Below are 7,769 nucleotides of genomic sequence, written 5' to 3' on the forward strand. Positions count from 1 at the left end.
GGGCGAACACGATCTCGGTGTCGCCGGGCCAGTCCCAGAACACGCCGTCGGCTGACTGGGAGGCGAGCAGGGCACGCGTCTCCTCGGCGAAGGCTTCCGCGTGCTCACCGAACAGGTGGGGTGCCGCCCAGGAGAAGGAGAAGTATCCGGCCAGGACGCTGTCGGTGTCGCGGAGCAGGTCAGGGACGCCCGGAAGAAATGCTGAACGTGATGCGCCGAAGCGCGTGCGGGCCAGCACGTCCTCGAAGCGATGGTGCCTCACCGGCGATGTGCCTTGCCCGGCACGTCGGGTGGACCCGAGGTGCTTCTCCACCAGCGCCCTGATCTCGGTATGAGGGATCGGCGTTCCAGCAGGCGCTGGCTGTGGTCGCCCCTCCACAGTGTGGACGATCAGGGCTAACATGCCCCCGGGCTCGAGCATGTCGTAAACGGTTTCGGCGACCTGTTGCTCCTGGGTCCAGTGAAACGACTGCCCGAATGTCACCAGCCGGTACTGCCCTGGTGCGGCGTCGGGCAGGTCCTCGGCGCGGGCCTGAACCCATCGGATGCCGGCGATGCCGAGTTCCTCAGCCGCGCGACGGCCCTCGGTCAACATGTCGGCGTCGGGGTCAAGGCCGACTGCCTCCGCGAACAGCGGAGCGAGCCGCGCGGTCAGAATCCCGGGACCGCACCCGACGTCCAACAGCCGTGCCGTGCCGTCCAGCCTCAGCTCCCGGGCGAGAAAGTTCTCGAGTTCCGGCGAATAGGGCGGCCGCCCGAAGCGATAGTGGGCGGCCGCGCCAAGGTAGATCGTCGGGTCATACGTCACCGGCCCAGCATCGTTGGTTTCCATGAGCGCGGCAACACGGGGGACCCGGCCCTGCCCAGCCATCAACAACCCGCACGTACGAGGCTCCGCCCACGGTCAGCACGGGGAATCGAGGGGTGACCTGCGCTGCGAAAACCACTCGTAATGCGTCGCTCGTTGCTAACGCGCCTGCTAACACGGGTCCTGGACGATCGTGGATGGCGAGGGACCGGCCCGCTCTGAGCGGAGCCTGCGCCGAGCGCTCGTGGGATGCAGACCTTGGTTTTCCAGGACAGCCGTCAGTGCTTTGCGTGCAGCGTCGTAGGCGAGGACGTAGGCGCCGTCGGGATCGGTGGAGACGAGTTTTCGAGCGGAGGAGGCGTAGCGTCGCGCCTGGGCCAGCATTTTCTCCGCGTGGTCGCGGCTGGCACATCTCACAGTTGTTGCGACCGGTCTGCCTTGGAGCTACTTGTGTCGACCCGGATCAGCAGCATCTGGCAGGGAAGTTCCGACACGTTCGCGAGCGAGTAGCCGAGGCCTTCTCAAGGGCGTGACTGGTGGCTGAATCAGGGTGTCCATCCAGGTCATGCCCGCGACGGCTCCATCGATAGCGTGTCGAATACTTCATGGGTTCCGGACAGTTACGGAGAACGAGCGGGTGGCTAGCCCTTGGCCGCCCTGCCATAACTCGAAGCCGGCTTCCACGCCGATGAGGTACCAGGACCTGCTGAAATAGCGTGCGGCGGCGTCGTCGAGGAAGGCCGTAAGGTTCAGGTTCTTTACGGAGGTGACCGGACTCGTCCGCCGGTAGCTCACCGTTTGCCAGGCCGTGGGTGAATACCACACCTCCCACGTGGCGCCGTTGATGCGTACTTTCCGAGCCACCCTCCAACCAGCGGGCTGGACACCGCCGGTGCTGTTCAACCAGACCATCACCTCGGCGCCGCCCTCAAGGCTGCCCGGCTTGGGCGCGGGGTGCAGCCACATGTCGTACGCGACGTTCCACGTTCCCGAGCGCGGTTGGGTGGTGTGCCAGTTGCTTGTCACTTGGAGGTTCGAGAGCCGGCGAGGAAGGCCGCTGCTGATTGTGCAGGCACCGAAATGGCAGCCCGTGTACATGGTGGGATTGGCGGCATTGGGGCCGTTGGGTGGTTTGTTGTGGCCTGTCCTGGCAACCGTGAACGTCCTGCCCTGGACGCGGATGCACTGCGCAGTGGTCGCACCCCAGACGTTGTTCAGCACGGCGTACCGGGAACCGTCCACCAGCTTCCGCTGCGTCGAACCGCACAGGGTGGCGACTGGCAGCTCCTTCGTCACCGCCGGCGCCCGGCCCGCAGGTACGGGCTCACGGGCATGTTGTGCCGAGGGTACGCCCGCGAGACTCGACCCGCCGAGCACGGCCAGAAGGCTGATCGCAAGTAGGGGCAGTCGAAAGGCGCGGAGCCGCCGTATTCGCCCATCATGCTTGGTCACCATCGCTTCCCCTCCTCACACCGCTTCTGACACTAGGCTGCGGATCCGTGCCCTCTTCAATGCGACTCTTGGAGAGGGAACCTCCCCCATTCGGGGGAGAGGACGCGGGACGCGGCCAAGAGGGCAGTCAGATAACGCCGCTATCCGACGTCGTCGTTGCTGCCCGTCCCAGCTGACCGGGACTGTCTTGTCTGACTACGGTTTGCGTCGTGAGGCGCTGTGGTGTCGTTCCGTGCGCGCCCCACCTTGCGGGCGCGCGGATCGATCAGCTCCTCGCTCCGGTGCTCGAGGGGACATGCTCGGGGCGGAGACCGACGGTCTGACTATCCTGCCCGGATGAGTACCGTTGTTGTCGTCAATTTCATCTCCCTGGATGGGGTCATCCAGGCGCCGCTGCGGGCAGACGAAGATGCCGACGGCGGCTTTGTCCACGGAGGCTGGGTCCAGCCGTACATGGACGATACCGTCGCTCAGTTCATGGGCAGGTCGACCAGCAACGCGACCGGCATGCTGCTCGGACGGCGGACCTACGAGAACTTCGTCCTCGACTGGGAGCAAGTTGACGCCGCCGATCCGGCGATCGCCGCAATGAACCGGATGCCCAAGTATCTGGTGTCGCGGACTCTGACCGATCCGGCCTGGCACAACACGATCCGGCTCGGTCCGGACCTGCCGGCCGAGGTGAATCGGCTTCGGTCCGAGGGAGAGGGCGAGATCGTGGTGTTTGGCAGCGGACAGCTGCTCCAGGCACTGCACCAACATGATCTTGTCGACGAGTACCGGCTGCTGATCTTCCCGCTCCTGCTCGGCAGCGGGAAACGCATGTTCGGCAACACAGCCGCGCTGAACCGTTTCGAACTCTCGAACAGCATGATCAGCGACTCCGGCGTCGCCATCAACAACTACCGACGGTCCCGACCTGTTTGATCCGGGATCGGCGGCGACGAACAGCGCACCATGCACGGAGGATTGATCGGTCACAAGCGGCGTACCAGAAAGTCCTCGAAAGAAGTCTGGGCGGCGGTGTCGGATCGGGGCGGAGGTGTTCGTAGCTGGTGTGAGAGGCCGCCCGGGAGGGGCGACACCCAAACGAACCGACCGATGAGAGGGACAACCATGAACGGCTACCTCCGCTCCTCCACATGTCGTGAAGCCCACCGGTGTCGAGGACGAGGGCTGGCAGCTCGTTGAAAGCCCTCCAGATGTGGGGGCAAGTCCCTAACGCCAATCAACCCGCCCCGGGCCCGACGCGGCCGGTAGCTGCTTGACACTGGTCGTGTGCGGCAAACCTGTTTCGGCGGCGTTCCGCGGGCCTCGCTGATGAGGAAGTCGGGATTGGCCCTGGTCGCGTTGTCGGCATGATGCCATGATGTGCGCCGTGTCAGTTTCCGTGCCCCCGAGATCCGGCACTCACAGGCCCTCCCGGTGTCCCCAGTGTGGTGCTGCCATCGCTGCGATCGATCCGAAGTTCGTAGCGTGGTGCGGCGCATGTGAGTGGAACCTTGATCCGGCCGCCGACCGGACCGGTCGGTCCGGTCCGTTGCGGCGGCTCCGACAGCGGGTGGAACACCGCCTGGTGATGTCGCTGTTCGAGGAGGTCTTCGGACAGGGCTCGCAGCGGTCGCGCCGACCTGACCTTGCCGCCGTCGCGGCGTACGTTGTCGCGGCACTCATCCATCTCACAACCTTGGCCGTGGCGGGCTTCGGCGGTTGGCTGGTGGTGGCTACCTGGCCGTTTCCCGTCGGGATCGGCGTTGGACTGCTGGTCATCGGTATCGCCGTCCAGATGCGACCACGGTTCCCCAAGCTTGCGGCTGGGACCCGAGTGTTGACACGCGCCGAGGCCCCCACCCTGTACGGACTGCTCGACCGGGTGTCGAAGGCGCTCGGCGGCCGTCCGCTCGACGCCATCGTGGTCAATCAGGACTTCAACGCGTCTGCTGATTGGGTCGGCATTCGCCAGCGCCGGGTACTCACGCTCGGCCTGCCACTGTGGAACGTCCTGTCACCCGCGGAGCGGCTCGCCCTTCTCGGCCACGAGATCGGCCACTTCGTCAACGGCGACCTGAGGCGAGGGCTCGTGGTCGGCACGGCGCTCAACGCTGTCGGGGAACTCCACTTGTTGCTACGCCAGGCCGCGGACATGAGAGACGACGTCCTCGGAGGATTCGCATTCCTCGTGCGCGTACCACTCCGCCTGCTCAGCATGCTTCCCGCGACGCTCTTCATCACGCTCGCGCTGCTGACACTGCGAGCGGGGCAGCGGGCCGAGTACCTCGCAGATGCCTCGGCCGCTCGGCTGGCGTCCAGTGGGGCATCGGCCGGAATGCTGCGGGCAACCCTGCTGGGCCCGGGGTGCATGAACGCGCTGGCCTTCGCGGTTCAGCGCAACAGGGATACGCATGGTCTCTGGCAGATCGAACGCGAGTTCGTGGCCGGAATTCCGCGGACAGAGCTCGAACGCCTCGCCCGAGCTGCCGAACGGAAGTCCCTTCGCGTGGACGACACGCATCCGCCGACGCACCTACGGTTGAGGCTCGCCAGCACCCGCGAAAGTGAGGCCGCCGAACTCGTCCTCGACCCGGCCGAGTCCCGCATGATCGACCGTGAACTCGCATCCGCATACGCCGAAATCGCAGCGAAAGTCCGGAGCGATGTCCTAAGTGCGTAGCATCCAACACCACCGACCGCGGACAGATCTCAGTTTCCTAGGTCAGGTGTCAAGCATCGCCTGGCGCAAATCTGTCAAACATAAGGCGCACACGGCACAGAGCTGTGCTCCTGTCTTTTGCCAGGTCATACGCGTCACCCGCGCGCCAGTTGACTGTCTCGGGATCGGTGACGCGGATGACATAGGACCATTTCCTGCCACGCCTCATGATCCCGTCTTTGAGCTTGCCCGTCAGGCGGCTGCCTCCTCGTGTCCGACATTGAGGGACGCGACGTGGGCCGGCAAGTCGTCGACGGGATCCGGTGTGCGCCATCGGTACGGACCGTGGGAAGGACGCCGGCCTTGACGTTAGGGAGCCTGCGGAGCCGGTCGATGACTATGGTCGTTGTTAGCCACTTGTGCGATTCTCGCCGCCATGGATTACACAGGCAGTCGACGGGCTTGTCGGCAACGACCCACAGTGGGATGAGGTGCCGGATGCCTGACAGGACGGTGGCCAAGCCATACACGGTTCGTGCGCTTGACGCGTCGACGTGGGAGGCTTTCGCGGAGTTGGTCGAGCGTAATGGTGGTGTCTTCGGTGGCTGCTGGTGTATGGGCCACCACGCGATGGACAACGGCGAGTCGTACCGAGGGAAGAAGGGCTTAGACAAGCGTGCCATCAAGGAGGAGCTCGTGCGCACGGGTCGTGCGCACGCCGCGCTGGTCTTCGACGCCGATGGTCTTGCGCAAGGTTGGGCGAAGTACGGCAGCGTCGAGGAGCAGCCGATAGTCGAGCACAACCGGCGGGCGTATGACGAGGATCCACCTCCGCTGCCAGACTGGCGCATCACGTGTTTCTACGTCGACAAGCGGTACCGCCGGCAGGGCATCGCGCGCGCCGCGCTCGAAGGGGCGCTGGATCTGATCGCGCTGGCAAGCGGAGGCCTCGTCGAGGCCCTCCCTGAGGTGACGGCCGGGCGCACGGCGCACGGCCGTTTCCTGTTCGAAATGACGGTCGAGCTGTACGAGGAGTACGGATTTGAGCGCGTGCGTCAGATCGGCAAACACAGGTGGATCGTGAGTCGCGTCATCGACCCAGCCTGACGTCGGTCGAGGCCACTCCGGGCTCGGCTCGAGCATCCGGATCCGCCCACAGTTACGAGGGGATAGACGATGAACAGCCTGTTTGAAGACGAAACTCGGGGACACCACAGCATGCGGGACCACCTGTTGACCGTGGTGTCTGATGCCGATATCGCCTACAAGCTGCCAGGCCAGAACCCAACGCTGGGCGAATTGTTGGTAGAGATGGGGGACATCCAGGGCGTCTATACCCATTCTTTCGGGACGTTCACCCTCGATTGGGCGCACCGCCAGCTTCCGGCCCCGGCGCCAATCACGATTGCCAGCCTGCGAGCCTGGTTCGCTGCGCAGGATGACGCCATGAAGGGCGCGCTGAGCCGCTTCACGGAAGAAGAGCTGCGTATCGACCGGATCGACCGCGGGGGCGGCTTCGTTGCGTCGCCGTTTGTCCAGCATGAGGTCTACCGTGAGGCGGTTTACATCTTCTACGGCAAGCTGAGCGTGTACCTGAGGGCGCTGGAACGCGACGCCGGCGAGCAGTGGGCGGCCTGGGTGGGGTGAAAGAAGTGCAGGTGGAGCAAACTTTAAACGCTCCTACTCAGCCCATGCGCCGCCACCATGCAGCAACCGAACCACTCATGCAATAAACACATTGTGTCATGTGAGTAACGCATGTGTCGTTGTGGGAGTTGGACCGACTTGGGGCCACGGGGGTCCATGGCCTAACTCGGCCGCGGTCCAGAGGAAGCCCCACATCCGCGTAATCGGGCGGCTAGGGGTTCAAGTCCCCTCGCTGCGATCAGCCAGCTCGCGTCAGGTGGCGTTTTCTGCACCGCTTCGATCGCGGCCCAGCGGACCAGTTTGCGGCCCTGCTTGGTGATCGAGCCGCGGCTGACGTGGGTGTCGGACTCCCGGTGCCTGGGTGTCAGCCCCGCCCACGACGTCAAATGTCGCGGGGTCGGGAACCGGTCGACCGGGCCGATCTCGGCGTAGAAGATGCCAGCGGTGACCGGACCGATCTCCGGCAGCCCAAGCAGCGCCTGGAAGCTGGGTTCCCGCGCAAGTCGACCACGCAGTTGGGTGCCTACCGCCTCCACTATGTCGTGGAGGACGTCTACGGCGACGGCGTAGAGATGCTGATCGGCCGCCTGACGGAGCGGGAGGTTCTGCGGCGTCTGGAACGGCAGGCCTGGTGGCGTGCCAGTCTGGGTATCGAGTCCGGTAGTCACAACCAGGCCTGGGTGACCTTCGACGTGCACGCCTCTTCCTGCGATGCGCCCGATCCAGGTGAACCAGCCCGCGACTGTGGTTGCTCATGGGAGCCGTGGATTCTCTGGCGCTGGCGGGACGCAACCCCTCAGAGCGGAGGCATGGTCGTGGGCCGGTACGGGCGTGGCTGGCAGGCCACCAAGCCCAGCTCAGCCATGATCGAACGCACCACCTCCGGGTGGCATGGATACCCCCACCGGATCAGCTCCGCATGCACCCGCCGGTACCCGTAGGTGCCNTCTGAGCGTTCGAACGACGTCTTCACCAGNGCGGCCAGTTCTNTNCGCCGCCGCGCCGTCCACGACTCCTCCCGGCCGAGCCAGTCGTAGAATCCTGANGGCGAAACCCNCAGCCATTCACACATCTTCGCGATCGGGAATTTCTGCTTACCNTGCTCGTCCATGGTCGCCTTCTCCGCGTCGATGAACCCGTATTTCGCGGTCACCGATACTCCTGGGCAAAGAAGGCCGCGGCTTTTCCCAAGAACTCGTTCTTCAGCCGCAG

The 7,769-nt window shown here is 65.0% G+C and carries 8 protein-coding genes; 4 read left to right on the plus strand and 4 right to left on the minus strand.

Annotated features, from left to right (window positions below; genetic code table 11):
* Positions 1 to 808, minus strand: an 808-nt coding sequence (locus B141_RS0105385) for a class I SAM-dependent methyltransferase (protein ID WP_020574148.1), incomplete at its 3' end; no start/stop codon positions are given.
* Positions 809 to 1,411: 603 nt separating this feature from the next.
* The gene (locus B141_RS39005; RefSeq protein ID WP_020574150.1) at positions 1,412 to 2,263 is read right to left on the minus strand and encodes a GH12 family glycosyl hydrolase domain-containing protein; all 852 of its coding nucleotides are present in this window, start codon (positions 2,261 to 2,263) and stop codon (positions 1,412 to 1,414) included.
* 333 nt (positions 2,264 to 2,596) lie between these two features.
* Between B141_RS39005 and B141_RS0105400 the strand changes: the two genes are divergently transcribed.
* The 4 genes from B141_RS0105400 (at position 2,597) to B141_RS0105415 (ending at position 6,557) form a co-directional block, all read left to right on the plus strand.
* The gene (locus B141_RS0105400) at positions 2,597 to 3,187 is read left to right on the plus strand and encodes a dihydrofolate reductase family protein (RefSeq protein WP_020574151.1); all 591 of its coding nucleotides are present in this window, start codon (positions 2,597 to 2,599) and stop codon (positions 3,185 to 3,187) included.
* 652 nt (positions 3,188 to 3,839) lie between these two features.
* Positions 3,840 to 4,931 (plus strand): M48 family metalloprotease, encoded by a 1,092-nt coding sequence (locus B141_RS39010; RefSeq protein ID WP_020574152.1) that lies wholly within the window; start codon positions 3,840 to 3,842, stop codon positions 4,929 to 4,931.
* Positions 4,932 to 5,540: 609 nt separating this feature from the next.
* A complete protein-coding gene (locus B141_RS0105410) occupies positions 5,541 to 6,017 on the plus strand; it encodes a GNAT family N-acetyltransferase (protein ID WP_202805677.1) in 477 nt (158 codons plus the stop codon).
* Positions 6,018 to 6,086: 69 nt separating this feature from the next.
* Positions 6,087 to 6,557, plus strand: a complete 471-nt coding sequence (locus B141_RS0105415; protein WP_020574154.1) for a DinB family protein — start codon at positions 6,087 to 6,089, stop codon at positions 6,555 to 6,557.
* 161 nt (positions 6,558 to 6,718) lie between these two features.
* On the opposite strand, the gene B141_RS52690 is transcribed toward B141_RS0105415, so the two are convergent.
* Entirely contained in the window at positions 6,719 to 7,255 is a 537-nt protein-coding gene (locus B141_RS52690) for an IS110 family transposase (protein ID WP_020574155.1), read from the minus strand.
* Between the two features lie 98 nt (positions 7,256 to 7,353).
* Positions 7,354 to 7,668, minus strand: coding sequence for an IS3 family transposase (locus B141_RS52695; protein ID WP_420313574.1), 315 nt, complete (start codon positions 7,666 to 7,668; stop codon positions 7,354 to 7,356).
* Between the last annotated feature and the right edge of the window lie 101 nt (positions 7,669 to 7,769).

The sequence above is a fragment of the Actinopolymorpha alba DSM 45243 genome, assembly GCF_000373925.1.
Classification (GTDB): domain Bacteria; phylum Actinomycetota; class Actinomycetes; order Propionibacteriales; family Actinopolymorphaceae; genus Actinopolymorpha; species Actinopolymorpha alba.